We start from the raw sequence: 13,744 nt of genomic DNA on the forward strand, positions 1-13,744 counted from the left end.
TCGTCACAGCGCCTTGGCTCTGGGCCGCCGGCATCCGAATTTGAGCTAACGAACTAGCCACACAGGCCACTAGACCCGAGGCAAGCGCACCACGGCGGTCAGACCGCCGCCCGGGGTTTCTTCCAGACCCAGGTGACCACCCAGTCGCTGCGCCGCCTCCCGAGCGATGGTCATGCCCAGGCCGACGCCGCCGGAGTTGCGGTTGCGAGAACCTTCCAGGCGATAGAACGGCTCGAACACCGCTTCCCGTTTGTCCGCAGCAATGCCCGGCCCATGGTCGATGACCTTGATGAGCACTTCTTCGCGGCTGTCCTGCAACGTGATTGCTGCGTGCCCGGCGTAGCGCAGGGCGTTATCCAGCAGGTTGTTCAGGCATGAGCGCAGGGCCATGGGTTGCACTTGCAGCGGTGCGCAATGGCCGCTGGCCTGGACGTCAGCACCCTGGTCCTGAGCGTTTTCGCTGAGGGATTCGACCAGCGCTTGAACATCCATCCATTGCGGGGCTTCGCTGGTGCGCTGCTCGTGCAGGTAACTGAGGGTGGCGTCGAGCATGCTGATCATGTCATCGAGATCCTGGCGCATCTGTCCTTGCAACTTGCTGTCGTCGATCTGTTCCAGACGCAGCTTGAGTCGCGATAGAGGTGTGCGCAGGTCGTGGGATACCGCGCCGAGCATGCGTGCCCGCTGCTGCACCTGTTCACGAATGCGCTTTTGCATCAGGTTGAAGGTATAGGCCGCCTGACGAGCTTCCTTCGGTCCGGACTCATCCAGCGGGGGGCTGTTGAGGTCTTCGCTCAGTTGTTCCGCAGCGGCGCTCAGTCGCTGGATCGGTCGGGTCAGCAACTTGGCGCCGTACCAGGCGGCGATGATCAAGGAGATGAACTGGAACGTCAGCGGCACGATCGGGCCACCGAACCAGGGCCGTGGCGGCCTTGGTTCGAAGCGCTCGGGCATGGGCGGGCGCTGCTCGCCGAAAGTGGAACCTGGCGCTGATGGTCGTGGTGGCGGAGGAGGGCCGTAATGGTGGAACCAGAAAAACGCCAAAAGGTGAGCGAGCACGATCGCGATCAGCAGTACGCCAAACAGGCGGCCGAATAGCGTATCGACGCGCAAACGCATCAGCCGATATCTCTCGCGTCGAACAGATAACCTTCACCGCGAACGGTCTTGATCAGCTGCGGGGCTTTCGGGTCATCGCCGAGTTTTTGCCGCAGACGCGAGACCAGCAAATCGATGCTGCGATCAAACGCCTCGATGGAGCGACCACGGGCCGCATCCAGAAGCTGCTCGCGGCTGAGCACGCGCCGAGGACGTTCGATGAACACCCAGAGCAAACGGAACTCGGCGTTGGACAGTGGCACCACCAGACCATCGGCGGCAATCAACTGGCGCAGCACGCTGTTCAGACGCCAGTTGTCAAAGCGGATATTGGCCCGTTGTTCGCTGCGATCATCGCGCACCCGGCGCAGGATGGTCTGGATCCGCGCCACCAGTTCCCGCGGTTCGAAGGGTTTGGCCATGTAGTCATCGGCGCCCAGCTCCAGGCCGATAATGCGGTCGGTAGGTTCGCAGCGGGCGGTCAGCATCAGAATCGGAATGTCTGACTCGGCACGTAGCCAGCGGCATAGCGACAGGCCATCCTCACCCGGCAACATCAGATCGAGCACCACCAGGTCGAAATGCTCTGCCTGGAGTGCCAGACGCATTGCGGCGCCATCGGTGACACCGCTGGCGTGAATATTGAAACGTGCCAGATAGTCGATCATCAATTCCCGGATCGGTACATCATCGTCGACGATCAGCGCGCGAATGTTCCAGCGTTTGTCGTCGCCAGGCGTTGCGGCTTTTTGATCGTCGTTGAAAGGAGCAGGGTTATTCATGCGTACGTTCGTCTGCCAGGTAGGCTGCCAACCACAAAGATGGGCCGCGAGGTTGTGGCTTCAGCATAGGCGTCCGGCTGTGAGGCTGGAAGTGCTGTAAGGGGATGTTGCGGCTGGGGAGGGTAGCCTCGGCGATTGTTGCAGGGATGTCGGGAATGTATCTGTTTAGACATAATTGCCGCTTACGCCGGATTGTATGGAGTTTATCCTGAGGCAAGCATCACCGTTGAGGATGATTTAGCGATCATCGGGTCCCGCTGTGGCGCTGGTTCCGCTACAATGCGCGCCGATTTCGACTTGCCTGAGAGCACACTCATGTCCGCCTGCCAGACTCCTATCATCGTCGCCCTGGATTTCCCCACCCGTGACGCCGCACTGAAGCTGGCCGATCAGTTGGACCCGAAACTGTGCCGGGTCAAAGTTGGCAAGGAACTGTTCACCAGCTGTGCCTCGGAGATTGTCGGGACCTTGCGTGACAAGGGCTTCGAAGTGTTCCTGGATTTGAAGTTCCACGACATCCCGAACACCACCGCCATGGCGGTCAAGGCTGCCGCAGAAATGGGCGTGTGGATGGTTAACGTCCATTGCTCCGGCGGTTTGCGCATGATGGCCGCCTGCCGCGAGGTGCTCGACCAGCGCAGCGGGCCCAAGCCGCTGTTGATCGGCGTGACCGTTCTGACCAGCATGGAACGCGAGGACCTGGCAGGAATCGGTCTGGATATCGAGCCTCAGGAGCAAGTGCTGCGTCTGGCGGCATTGGCGGAAAAAGCCGGGATGGACGGTCTGGTCTGTTCGGCGCTGGAAGCCCGGGCCTTGAAAACCGCGCATCCGTCCCTGCAATTGGTGACCCCGGGGATTCGCCCGGCGGGCAGTGCTCTGGACGATCAGCGTCGTATCCTCACGCCGCGTCAGGCGCTGGATGCCGGTTCCGACTACCTGGTGATCGGTCGTCCGATCAGCCAGGCGGCCGATCCGGCCAAGGCGCTGGCGGCGGTAGTCGCCGAGCTGGCCTGATGTGATCGTTCCCACGCTCCAGCGTGGGAATGCAGCCCGTGACGCTGCGCGTCACATCAAGAGCGGACGCAGAGCGTCCAGTGAGGTATTCCCACGCAGAGCGTGGGAACGATCACTCAGGCTCAAGACACCTTCAACACCAACTTGCCAAAATTCTCGCCGCTGAACAGTTTCATCAGCGTTTCCGGGAACGTCTCAAGTCCTTCGACGATATCTTCCTTGCTCTTGAGTTGCCCCTTGGCCATCCAGCCGGCCATTTCTTGTCCTGCGGCGGCGAACCGAGTGGCATAGTCCATCACCACAAAGCCTTCCATCCGCGCGCGGTTGACCAGTAATGACAGGTAGTTGGCCGGGCCCTTCACCGCTTCTTTGTTGTTGTACTGGCTGATGGCGCCGCAGATCACCACGCGGGCCTTCATGTTCAGGCAGCTGAGCACCGCATCGAGAATATCGCCGCCCACGTTATCGAAATACACATCGACGCCTTTTGGACATTCGCGCTTGAGACCGGCGATGACGTCTTCATTTTTGTAATCGATAGCGCCATCGAAGCCCAGCTCGTCGATCAGGAATTTGCACTTGTCCTGACCACCGGCGATGCCGATGACGCGGCAACCTTTGATTTTGGCAATTTGCCCGGCAATGCTGCCCACCGCACCTGCCGCGCCCGAAAGCACCACGGTGTCGCCGGCCTTGGGGGCGCCGACGTCCAGGAGGGCGAAGTACGCGGTCATCCCGGTCATGCCTAACGCTGACAAATAGCGTGGCAGCGGTGCCAGTTTCGGATCGACTTTGTAGAAGCCGCGAGGCTCGCCAAGGAAATAATCCTGCACACCCAAGGCACCGTTGACGTAGTCGCCGACGGCAAAGCCCGGGTTGTTCGAGGCCACGACCTTGCCAACACCCAGCGCACGCATCACTTCGCCAATGCCCACCGGCGCAATATAGGATTTGCCTTCGTTCATCCAGCCACGCATGGCCGGGTCCAGTGACAGATACTCGTTTTTGACCAGGATCTGACCTGCCGCCGGTTCGCCGACCGGAACTTGCTGATAGCTGAAGGTTTCACGAGTCGCCGCGCCCACCGGGCGTTTGGCGAGCAGGAATTGGCGATTGGTCTGGGCAGTCATGGCAGGCACTCAATGATCAATGGAGCATGATTGATAGACCCTCGCGGCTGATGTCGCAAGGTTTGCTGATGCAGCGAATACGCGTCAATCCAATCGGGTGATAGTTGATAGGGTATGGACATCACTGCAACTCATAAGGGCTTAACCGGCCTTCTGATAGTGCTGCCGCGTCCAATGGGGCTGTGGCTAGATTGCGAGAACGCGATCACCCGCATTCCATCGAGGACATAACAATGAGCATGACGTTTTCCGGCCAGGTAGCTTTGGTCACTGGCGCAGCGGCCGGTATTGGTCGCGCAACGGCCCGGGCGTTCGCCGCTGAAGGCTTGAAGGTGGTGGTCGCGGACCTGGATGTAGCGGGAGGCGAGGGTACGGTGGAACTCATTCGCGCGGCGGGTGGCAACGCGGTTTTCGTTCGTTGCAATGTCACGCTGGAAGCCGATGTGAAGGAGCTGATGGAGCAAGCGGTGAGCACCTATGGTCGTGTCGACTACGCCTTCAACAATGCCGGGATCGAGATCGAAAAGGGCAAGCTTGCCGACGGCACCCTTGATGAGTTCGACGCCATCATGGGAGTCAACGTCAAGGGTGTCTGGCTGTGCATGAAATACCAATTGCCGTTGATGCTTGCCCAGGGCGGCGGCGCCATCGTCAATACCGCTTCGGTGGCGGGCCTCGGTGCTGCGCCGAAAATGAGCATCTATGCTGCGTCGAAACACGCGGTGATTGGCCTGACCAAGTCGGCGGCCATCGAATATGCGAAGAAGAAAATCCGCGTGAATGCCGTTTGCCCGGCAGTGATCGACACCGACATGTTCCGTCGTGCCTATGAGGCTGATCCAAAGAAAGCCGAATTCGCTGCCGCCATGCACCCGGTCGGTCGCATCGGCACCGTCGAAGAGATCGCCAGTGCCGTGCTCTATCTGTGCAGCGACGGCGCGGCCTTCACCACCGGTCACGCCTTGGCGGTGGATGGCGGGGCAACGGCTATCTGATGATTTGGTTCACCAGGCATAAAAAAATCCGGAATCCCTAACAGATTCCGGATTTTATGATTAGGGCATTGTGCGGCGAGTATCACACCCTGCTGCTACGGATCGCGTTCCAGCGGGGGCAAGCCCCCTCACCACAATTGCCCGCCAGGTAATCAGCTGCGATCACGTTTGGGCAGTACGTCCTTGAGCTTGGCATGCATGCTGCGCAAGGTTTTTTCGGTACTGGCCCAGTCGATGCACGCGTCGGTAATGGAGACACCGTATTGCAGTTCGGCCAGGTCTTTCGGAATCGCCTGGCAGCCCCAGTTCAGGTGGCTTTCGACCATCAGACCGATGATCGACTGGTTGCCTTCGAGGATCTGATTGGCGACGTTCTCCATCACCAGCGGTTGCAGCGCCGGATCCTTGTTGGAGTTGGCGTGGCTGCAATCGACCATGATGTTCGGTTTGATTTTCGCCTTGTTCAGCGCTTGCTCGCATAGCGCTACGCTGACCGAATCATAGTTCGGCTTGCCATTGCCACCGCGTAGCACCACGTGCCCGTAGGCGTTGCCCTTGGTGGTGACGATCGACACGCCGCCTTCCTGGTTGATACCCAGGAAGCGGTGAGGGCTGGAAACCGACTGCAGCGCGTTGATCGCGACGGTCAGGCCACCGTCGGTGCCGTTCTTGAAGCCGACAGCCGAGGACAGGCCAGAGGCCATTTCACGGTGAGTCTGGGATTCGGTGGTCCGTGCGCCGATTGCCGACCAGCTGATCAGATCCTGCAAGTACTGCGGCGAGATCGGGTCAAGGGCTTCGGTTGCGGTAGGCAGGCCCATTTCAGCCAGATCCAGCAACAACTGACGACCGATGTGCAGGCCGTCCTGAATCTTGAACGAGTCATCCAGGTACGGATCGTTGATCAAGCCTTTCCAGCCAACAGTGGTACGCGGCTTCTCGAAATAGACCCGCATCACCAGATAGAGGGTGTCGGACACTTCGGCGGCGAGCACCTTGAGGCGCTCGGCATATTCGTGCGCAGCCTTGATGTCGTGGATCGAGCAAGGCCCGATGACAACGAACAGGCGGTGGTCTGTCCCATCGAGAATATTGCGAATCACCTCGCGGCCTTTGGTCACGGTGCGCAGGGCAACGTCGCTCAAAGGAATATCACGCTTGAGCTGATCGGGAGTGATCAGGGTCTCGTTGGAGGCGACGTTAAGGTCATTGATCGGTAAATCAGCCATCGTGTTACTCGTCAGGTCACGGGTGCCGGCCGCCAGCGATCCCCGCGCGGCGGAGCACAGCAGATTTAAGCGCGTCGGGGAGCCGAACCTTAGCGCGTTACGCGGTTGCTCGACAATGGGCAGGCGCGGGTTTAATCCTGTGCCGGCTGCATAAATGCCTGGCGGACGGTGTCATGGGAGAATTCGTCGGCATGTTGCTGGACCCATTCAAGGGCCAGTGCGTCGATGCTCTGCTGCTCGGTCTGGGGTTCGTGCAAGCGGCAGTAACGCTCCATTTGGCATACCTGTTCGCCCATGCGTGCGCAGAACAGCGTCTGTTCGTCGATAAAAGCGATCCCGACCAGGAATCCTCGCTTGCGTCTCAGGCACCAGGCCACATAGCCCAGGTAGCAGGCACTTTCGCCGAGGGTTGGCATGCGCACTTCCAGCGCCGTCCCGTGTCGCCAGGCGCGGTGGTAATTGCAAGCCACGCCGCCGAGGCTGATAGTGTGCAGCGTTTGGCGAGAAATACATTCGTGTTTACGCAAGGTTAACTCGACGGGAACATCATCAGGATGAGGTAGAAAACGTCTCATGAACGCGGACTCCAAGTCTCGGTTATTTGACATTGTTTCACCCAGTATAGTGGTCGAATTGGACCTGACCGATTTCGATGCCGATCAACGCTTATTGGCGATGAACGGTGTGTCGTTGGTGATATTCACCAGTGTCGGTTGCGCCAGTTGCCGTTGGGCCCGACAGCAACTGCCCGGGTTGGATCTGGCGGTCGATCGCCTGTGCTGGATCGATGCCGGAAACAATGGCGGAGTAGTCGAGCGTTATCAGGTATTTCATTTGCCGGCGCTGTTTGTGGTGCGTGACGGCGAGTTCTACGGCACCTTACAGTCGCGGCTGACGTGTAATGAACTCAATGAGGGCCTGCGTCAGGCGCTGAGCCGAATTCCAGAGGAGTTGCCATGATGGGGGCAGTTGTCCAGACGCCGCGTATCGGCATTATCGGGACCGGGGCGATTGGCGGTTTTTACGGGGTGATGCTGGCGCGTGCCGGGTTTGATGTGCACTTTCTGTTGCGCAGCGAATTTTGCGCGGTCGCCGGGCATGGTCTGAAACTCAACAGCGCTGTGCATGGCGCGATGACGCTGAATCCGGCCCAGGCCTATTCCTCGGCAGCAGACATGCCGCCCTGTGACTGGTTGCTGGTGGGCACGAAGACCACCAGCAACGCCGAGCTCGCGCCAGCGATCATCAAGGCTGCGGCTTCTGGCGCCAAAGTCCTGCTGTTGCAGAATGGTCTGGACGTCGAAGACAGCCTGCGCGAACTGTTACCTGATTCGCTGCACTTGCTGGGCGGCTTGTGCTTTATCTGCGTCCACCGCGCAGCGCCTGGGGTAATTGAGCATCAGGCTCTGGGTAGGGTGAACATCGGTTATCACAGCGGGCCGGCACTGGTTGACGAACAGGCGCGCCAGGCGATCGTCGAAGAGGGCGCCGGGTTATTTCGCAAGGCCGGTCTGGATTCTCAGGCCATGGCCAATCTGCAGCAGGCACGCTGGCAAAAACTGGTCTGGAATGTACCGTATAACGGTCTGTCAGTGCTTCTGGGCGCGAGCACAACGCCGCTGATGGCCGATGTCAGCAGTCGCGAGCTGATTCAGGCGTTGATGGCCGAGGTGGTGCAGGGCGCTCTGGCCTGCGGTCATACGATGCCGCCCGGTTATGCCGAGCAACTGTTCAAAGTGACGGAAGAAATGCCGGATTACTGGCCGAGCATGTACCACGATTATCTTTATAAACGTGCGCTGGAATTGTCGGCGATCTATGCCAGACCTCTGGCTGCCGCCAAGGCTGCGGGTTGTGAACTGCCGAAAATCGAAGCCTTGTACCAGGCATTGAGTTTTGTCGATCGGCGTAACAGCTGAGTCTGTCAGTCAGGAGACGCAATATGGTGAAGGGAATGGGCGACAAGCTGGTGGTGGCAATTTCCTCGCGGGCGCTGTTCGATTTAAGTGAGAGCCATAAGGTCTACCTGGCGCACGGCGTCGAAGCTTATCGCCAGTATCAGATCGAGCATGAGGAAGAGTTCCTCGAGCCGGGGGATGCGTTCCCACTGGTGAAAAAACTCCTGAGTCTCAATGTCAGTCTCGGCCGGGCCCGGGTCGAAGTGGTACTGGTTTCACGCAACAGCGCCGACACCGGTTTGCGGGTGTTCAACTCGATCCAGCATTACGGTCTGGATATTTCCCGTGCGGCTTTCGTCGGCGGGCGTAGTCCGTATCCCTATCTGGCGGCATTCGGCTGCGATTTGTTTCTGTCGACCCACGCCGAGGATGTTCGCAGTGCGCTGGATGCGGGCTTCGCCGCCGCGACGATTCTCTCCGGCGGCGCTCGTCGAGCGGCCAGTGCTGAGCTGCGTATCGCCTTCGACGGCGACGCGGTGCTGTTTTCCGATGAGTCCGAGCGCGTATATCAATCGGGTGGCCTGGAAGCGTTTCAGGCCAGCGAGCGTGAGTCGGCTCGTGAGCCATTGCGCGGGGGGCCGTTCAAAGGCTTCCTGGCGGCACTCAATCTGTTGCAGCGAGAGTTTCCCGACGATGCCTGCCCGATTCGCACGGCGTTGGTGACCGCGCGCTCGGCACCGGCTCATGAGCGGGTGATCCGCACATTGCGCGAGTGGGACATTCGTCTGGATGAGTCCTTGTTCCTTGGCGGTCTGGCGAAATCCGCGTTTCTTGAAGCTTTCGCCGCTGACGTATTTTTCGACGATCAGGCCGGTCATTGCGAGTTGGCCCGTGAGGTTGTCGCCACCGGTCACGTCCCCCACGGCATCAGCAATGAGCAAAAGGTTTAAGCCAAATGTTCAGGGTTTTGCGCCGGATGTCGTACTCGCCAAGGCACTGCTAAGCTGAATCAATCTCCGCCATGTTGGCAATCGAGGAGGTCATATGATTCGTTCGATGCTGTATGCCACTGACCTCGGTCTGTACGCACCTTATGTGATGCAGCATGCCCTGGAGCTGGCTCGAACATTCAATGCTGACTTGTATGTCGTTCACGCGGTTGAACCCATGGGATTGTTCGCCGAATCGGTGCTGCAGAGTTATCTCGATGAGCAGGCCTTGAACGAGCTGCACAGTCAGGGTTTGACCACCGTAATGGCCAACATCGAACGACGGGTGCTCGACAGCTTTCGCGAAGAGTTAGGGGAGGGGCAGCAGGACCTGGCGCTGATTCAATCGGTCAGAGTGTTTCAGGGTGACCCGTCACAGGTCATTCTCGATCAGGCTTCGAAACTCTCGGTGGATTTGCTGATCGTAGGTAGTCACAGCCATGGTGCCGGAGGGGAAGCGTCTTTGGGGAGGACCGCCGCGCGGGTTCTGCAATTGGCTCAGGTACCTGTGTATCTGGTGCCGCTGTTACAGCGTCGGCGGCATGGGGACGTCTGAGGCCGGATTCGCAGTTTTGATAAAAAGTTCTAGATTTATTCTTCAAACCATTAATATAGTTATATATCGTCGCTGATGCCCGTGGCGTCTAACTGCTTTGAGGGATACATATGAAGCTTCAACAATTGCGCTACATCTGGGAAGTGGCGCACCACGACCTCAACGTTTCCGCTACAGCCCAAAGTCTCTACACCTCACAACCGGGTATCAGCAAGCAGATCCGTCTGCTCGAGGACGAGTTGGGCGTCGAGGTTTTCGCACGCAGTGGCAAGCACTTGACGCGAGTCACCCCGGCCGGTGAGCGAATCATCACCACGGCTGGCGAGATCCTGCGCAAGGTCGAGAGCATCAAGCAAATCGCTCAGGAGTTCTCCAATGAGAAGAAAGGCACCCTGTCGATTGCTACCACTCACACCCAGGCACGTTATGCGTTGCCGCCGGTCATCAGCGGCTTCATCAAGCAATACCCGGATGTCGCCTTGCACATGCATCAGGGCTCGCCGATGCAGATCGCCGAAATGGCTGCCGACGGCACTGTGGATTTCGCCATCGCCACCGAAGCACTGGAGCTGTTCGGTGATCTGGTGATGATGCCGTGCTATCGCTGGAACCGTTGCGTGGTTGTTCCCCAGGGGCACCCGCTGACCAAGCTGCCGAAGCTGACCCTGGAAACCCTGGCTGAATACCCGATCGTGACCTACGTGTTCGGTTTCACCGGTCGTTCCAAACTCGACGAAGCCTTCAGCCATCGCGGCCTGACCCCGAAAGTGGTATTCACCGCAGCCGATGCCGACGTGATCAAGACTTATGTGCGCCTCGGTCTGGGCGTGGGTATCGTCGCCAAAATGGCGGTCGACACCAAGCTCGACAACGATCTGGTCGTGCTCGATGCCAGCGAACTGTTCGAGTCCAGCGTGACCAAGATCGGTTTCCGCCGTGGCACGTTCCTGCGTGGTTTCATGTGCGACTTCATCGAGAAGTTCGCCCCGCACCTGACGCGCGAAGTCATGGCCAAGGCCATCCAGTGCCACAACAAGCAGGAACTGGAAGAACTGTTCGACGGCGTCGAGCTACCGGTTCACTAAGGCGACTCATTTCACCTCGGTAACAGCAAACTGTTGCCGGGTTCCCGCCACGTTGATTTCGACCTCATCACCCTCGAATTTTCCCAGCAGGCTTTTGCCCAGTGGCGAGCGCGGGGTGATGACGGTAATCAGTTGCCCCACCAGATAAACCTTCAACCCGGCCGCATCTGGTCCCAAAAACAGCCATTGCTGATTACCGTTGTCGTCTTCAAGACCCAGCAGCGTGCCAATCTGGATGCCGTGTTGCTCGTCATAGGGACGCAGGATCAGGTTTTGGCAAAGCACCAGTGCCTGCCTGATTTCTTCCACACGCCTGGCCTGACCGGCAGCCAGATAGGAGGCTTCCAGGCCTAGCGTGTCGTATTTGTTTTCGGCGATGTTTTCTTCGTGGGTCGCGGTTTCATAGGCAGTTTGCGCGGCGCGTTGGGCGATATCGAGATCGACCTTGAGCTTTTCGAGGATCAGGCAGTGGACGGCGTGTTTATTCATGGTCAATCACAGAATTGCAGGACGTTCGCCCGGCTCTTGTCGCTGGGGGCCGTCTGGTCTTGTTGCAGCCAGAACTGGCATTTAGGGTTGGACTGAATGCGCAGGTTGCTGCGGGCATTGTCCAGGCCTTGTTGTTGTTCGTTCTTGCTCAGGTTGTCCTGGTATTGCTCGAACATTCGATTCGGCTCCGCCGGTTCGGTAACGGGTGGTTTGGCGAGGTGCTGAACGGCCTCGGCTACAGGCGCAAGTTGCTGACTGAACACAAAGCGTGAAGCCAGCCAGCAGGTCAATGCGATAGCCATGAAACCCAGCCACAGACCCAAGGCAATGCTGCCGGTCAGCTGCAGTGGATTAATGCTGACGTGCATTGGACGATGCGGACGTGGACGATAGGGCATGGCGGCTTCCTGGCAGGCGCTGTTGATCGGGCAGGGGGGATGATTGTCGCACACCCCCAGAGCCTGTTGACGGTTGGTGGCGATCGGCCATCAAGCGTCAACAGGCCCTGGAAGATTAATCGGCTGCACCCCTTCTGCGCGGAACGATTTATGCGGACAATCGGCGCTTTTGCCAAACGGAGCCCGGAATGAAAGTCACCTGGGATATTTTCTGCAGTGTCGTCGATAACTACGGCGACATCGGCGTGACGTGGCGCCTGGCCCGGCAATTGGTGGCTGAGCATCAATGCTCGGTGCGGCTGTGGGTCGATGATCTGCGGGCTTTCGAGCGCATTTGTCCGCAACTCGACGTCAATGCCCCTCAGCAGTGGCAGCAAGGTGTCCAGGTGTGCCAGTGGTGCGCTGTGTGGCAATCGACGGCCGCCGCCGATGTGGTGATCGCCGCATTTGCCTGCCAATTGCCGACTGCGTACATGGACGCAATGACTGCGCGGGAGAAAACCCCGCTGTGGATCAACCTTGACTACTTGAGTGCCGAGGACTGGATTGTCGGTTGTCATGGCTTGCCATCGGTGAAGTACAAGCATGTGCAGAAGTATTTCTTCTTTCCGGGGTTTCAGGCCGGTACGGGCGGCTTGCTGCGTGAGGCCGGGTTGCTCGAGCAGCGTCGCCAGTTTCAGAAAAGTGCTCAGGCCCAGCGAGATTTCTTGCAGGCGCTCGGCGTTGCTCCGGTAGCGGGCGCGCGGCTGATCTCGTTGTTCGCCTATGAAAATGCGGGACTGGCCAGTTGGCTCGACGTCATGGCTGCTGACTCACAACCGACTCATCTGCTGGTGCCCGAGGGGCGGATTCTCGGTGACGTGGAGCGGTGGCTGGGTGTCGAGGGGTTGTCGGCTGGTGCGGTACAAGTACGTGATTGCTTGACGGTGCAGGTGCTGCCGTTCGTCCGACAGGAAGAATACGACCGCCTGTTGTGGTGCTGTGATTTCAATGCCGTACGCGGCGAGGACTCTTTCGTGCGCGCCCAGTGGGCCGGGCGGCCAATGCTCTGGCACATTTATCGGCAGGAAGAAGACATTCATCTGGACAAGCTCGACGCCTTCCTCGAGCTGTATACACTAGGCCTGTCGCCGGCCGCCAAGGCCGCCGTGAATGATCTGTGGCAGGCCTGGAACGCAGGAGCGGACATGGCCGAAAGCTGGAAAAACCTGCTTGAGCACTGGCCGGAAGTGGCCAGTCATTCCGAAAAATGGTGTCTGGAACAGGCCTTGCAAGCGGATCTTGCTGCGGCGCTGGTGCAGTTTTACCTAAATTGGATATGATACGCGGCCTAGATTTTTGTAAATCCCATCCAAATTCGGATATTCGTAATGAAAACTGGTAAAGAACTGAAACCCGGTACGGTGATCCGTCTCGAAAACGACCCTTGGCTGGTTCAGAAAGCTGAATTCACCAAGTCCGGTCGTAACAGCGCGATCATGAAGACCAAGCTGAAAAACCTGCTGACCGGTTACAAGACCGAGATCGTTTACAGCGCCGATGACAAACTGGACGACGTAATCCTCGACCGCAAAGAAGCGACTCTGTCGTTCATCAGCGGCGACACCTACACGTTCATGGACACCACTGACTACACCATGTACGAGCTGAACGCCGAAGACATCGAAGCTGTTCTGCCATTCGTCGAAGAAGGCATGACCGATGTTTGTGAAGCGATCTTCTTCGAAGAGCGTCTGGTTTCCGTAGAGCTGCCGACCACTATCGTGCGTGTAGTCGACTACACCGAAGGTTCCGCTCGTGGCGACACTTCCGGCAAGGTCATGAAGCCTGCCAAGCTGAGCAACGGTACTGAGCTGCAAGTTGCTGACTTCATCGAAATCGGTGACAGAATCGAGATCGATACCCGCGAAGGCGGTTCTTACAAAGGCCGCGCTAAATAAGCGCAGTTTTTGCAGGAAAGAAAAAGCCCGACCATTGAGTCGGGCTTTTTTGTGCGCGTCTGTTGGGTTGATCGTTCCCACGCTCCCGCGTGGGAATGCATCCGGTGACGCTCTGCGTCACCTCTACAGCGGACGCAGAGC

Annotated in this window: 16 protein-coding genes; 9 read left to right on the forward strand and 7 right to left on the reverse strand. The window is 58.6% G+C overall.

Annotation, left to right across the window (positions count from 1 at the left end):
• Nucleotides 1-69: 69 nt before the first annotated feature.
• Nucleotides 70-1,119, reverse strand: a complete 1,050-nt coding sequence (locus AC07O1_RS29865; protein WP_494993880.1) for a sensor histidine kinase — start codon at nt 1,117-1,119, stop codon at nt 70-72.
• The gene (locus AC07O1_RS29870; protein WP_494993879.1) at nt 1,119-1,880 is read right to left on the reverse strand and encodes a response regulator; all 762 of its coding nucleotides are present in this window, start codon (nt 1,878-1,880) and stop codon (nt 1,119-1,121) included. Before AC07O1_RS29870 ends, AC07O1_RS29865 begins: the two co-directional genes overlap by 1 nt.
• Before the next feature lie 315 nt (nt 1,881-2,195).
• On the opposite strand from AC07O1_RS29870, the gene pyrF reads away from it, so the two are divergent.
• Nucleotides 2,196-2,894, forward strand: coding sequence for an orotidine-5'-phosphate decarboxylase (gene pyrF / locus AC07O1_RS29875; RefSeq protein WP_494993878.1), 699 nt, complete (start codon nt 2,196-2,198; stop codon nt 2,892-2,894).
• Nucleotides 2,895-3,016: 122 nt separating this feature from the next.
• On the opposite strand, the gene AC07O1_RS29880 is transcribed toward pyrF, so the two are convergent.
• Nucleotides 3,017-4,024: an NADP-dependent oxidoreductase gene (locus AC07O1_RS29880; protein WP_495091133.1), complete on the reverse strand. Its 1,008-nt coding sequence runs from the start codon at nt 4,022-4,024 to the stop codon at nt 3,017-3,019.
• A 233-nt stretch (nt 4,025-4,257) separates the two neighbouring features.
• On the opposite strand from AC07O1_RS29880, the gene AC07O1_RS29885 reads away from it, so the two are divergent.
• Complete coding sequence (locus tag AC07O1_RS29885; protein ID WP_495091134.1) at nt 4,258-5,019, forward strand: SDR family oxidoreductase; 762 nt, start codon at nt 4,258-4,260, stop codon at nt 5,017-5,019.
• Nucleotides 5,020-5,171: 152 nt separating this feature from the next.
• On the opposite strand, the gene AC07O1_RS29890 is transcribed toward AC07O1_RS29885, so the two are convergent.
• Together AC07O1_RS29890 and AC07O1_RS29895 are read right to left on the reverse strand one after the other, a co-directional pair.
• Nucleotides 5,172-6,248, reverse strand: coding sequence for a 3-deoxy-7-phosphoheptulonate synthase (locus AC07O1_RS29890; RefSeq protein ID WP_494993875.1), 1,077 nt, complete (start codon nt 6,246-6,248; stop codon nt 5,172-5,174).
• Between the two features lie 131 nt (nt 6,249-6,379).
• Nucleotides 6,380-6,823, reverse strand: coding sequence for a PilZ domain-containing protein (locus AC07O1_RS29895; RefSeq protein WP_495091135.1), 444 nt, complete (start codon nt 6,821-6,823; stop codon nt 6,380-6,382).
• Between AC07O1_RS29895 and AC07O1_RS29900 the strand changes: the two genes are divergently transcribed.
• From AC07O1_RS29900 to cysB, 5 genes are all read left to right on the forward strand, one after another.
• Entirely contained in the window at nt 6,822-7,208 is a 387-nt protein-coding gene (locus AC07O1_RS29900) for a thioredoxin family protein (RefSeq protein ID WP_495023165.1), read from the forward strand. The genes AC07O1_RS29895 and AC07O1_RS29900 overlap by 2 nt on opposite strands.
• Nucleotides 7,205-8,167 carry a putative 2-dehydropantoate 2-reductase gene (locus tag AC07O1_RS29905; protein WP_495091136.1) on the forward strand — a complete coding sequence of 321 codons (963 nt, stop codon included), beginning with the start codon at nt 7,205-7,207 and terminating at the stop codon, nt 8,165-8,167. The genes AC07O1_RS29900 and AC07O1_RS29905 overlap by 4 nt, the downstream gene beginning before the upstream one ends.
• Before the next feature lie 23 nt (nt 8,168-8,190).
• Nucleotides 8,191-9,096, forward strand: a complete 906-nt coding sequence (locus AC07O1_RS29910; RefSeq protein WP_494993871.1) for a 5'-nucleotidase — start codon at nt 8,191-8,193, stop codon at nt 9,094-9,096.
• Nucleotides 9,097-9,190: 94 nt separating this feature from the next.
• Nucleotides 9,191-9,691, forward strand: a complete 501-nt coding sequence (locus AC07O1_RS29915; RefSeq protein ID WP_494993870.1) for a universal stress protein — start codon at nt 9,191-9,193, stop codon at nt 9,689-9,691.
• A gap of 110 nt (nt 9,692-9,801) precedes the next feature.
• Complete coding sequence (cysB, locus tag AC07O1_RS29920) at nt 9,802-10,776, forward strand: HTH-type transcriptional regulator CysB (protein WP_494993869.1); 975 nt, start codon at nt 9,802-9,804, stop codon at nt 10,774-10,776.
• Between the two features lie 6 nt (nt 10,777-10,782).
• On the opposite strand, the gene AC07O1_RS29925 is transcribed toward cysB, so the two are convergent.
• Nucleotides 10,783-11,265 carry a GreA/GreB family elongation factor gene (locus AC07O1_RS29925; RefSeq protein ID WP_495091137.1) on the reverse strand — a complete coding sequence of 161 codons (483 nt, stop codon included), beginning with the start codon at nt 11,263-11,265 and terminating at the stop codon, nt 10,783-10,785.
• Nucleotides 11,266-11,267: 2 nt separating this feature from the next.
• Nucleotides 11,268-11,663 carry a hypothetical protein gene (locus AC07O1_RS29930; protein WP_494993867.1) on the reverse strand — a complete coding sequence of 132 codons (396 nt, stop codon included), beginning with the start codon at nt 11,661-11,663 and terminating at the stop codon, nt 11,268-11,270.
• Between the two features lie 188 nt (nt 11,664-11,851).
• On the opposite strand from AC07O1_RS29930, the gene earP reads away from it, so the two are divergent.
• Entirely contained in the window at nt 11,852-12,985 is a 1,134-nt protein-coding gene (gene earP / locus AC07O1_RS29935) for an elongation factor P maturation arginine rhamnosyltransferase EarP (RefSeq protein WP_495091138.1), read from the forward strand.
• A 48-nt stretch (nt 12,986-13,033) separates the two neighbouring features.
• Nucleotides 13,034-13,603 (forward strand): elongation factor P, encoded by a 570-nt coding sequence (locus AC07O1_RS29940; RefSeq protein ID WP_032626910.1) that lies wholly within the window; start codon nt 13,034-13,036, stop codon nt 13,601-13,603.
• The last annotated feature ends 141 nt before the right edge of the window (nt 13,604-13,744 follow it).

The sequence above is a fragment of the Pseudomonas sp. GW821-FHT07G10 genome (assembly GCF_059418545.1).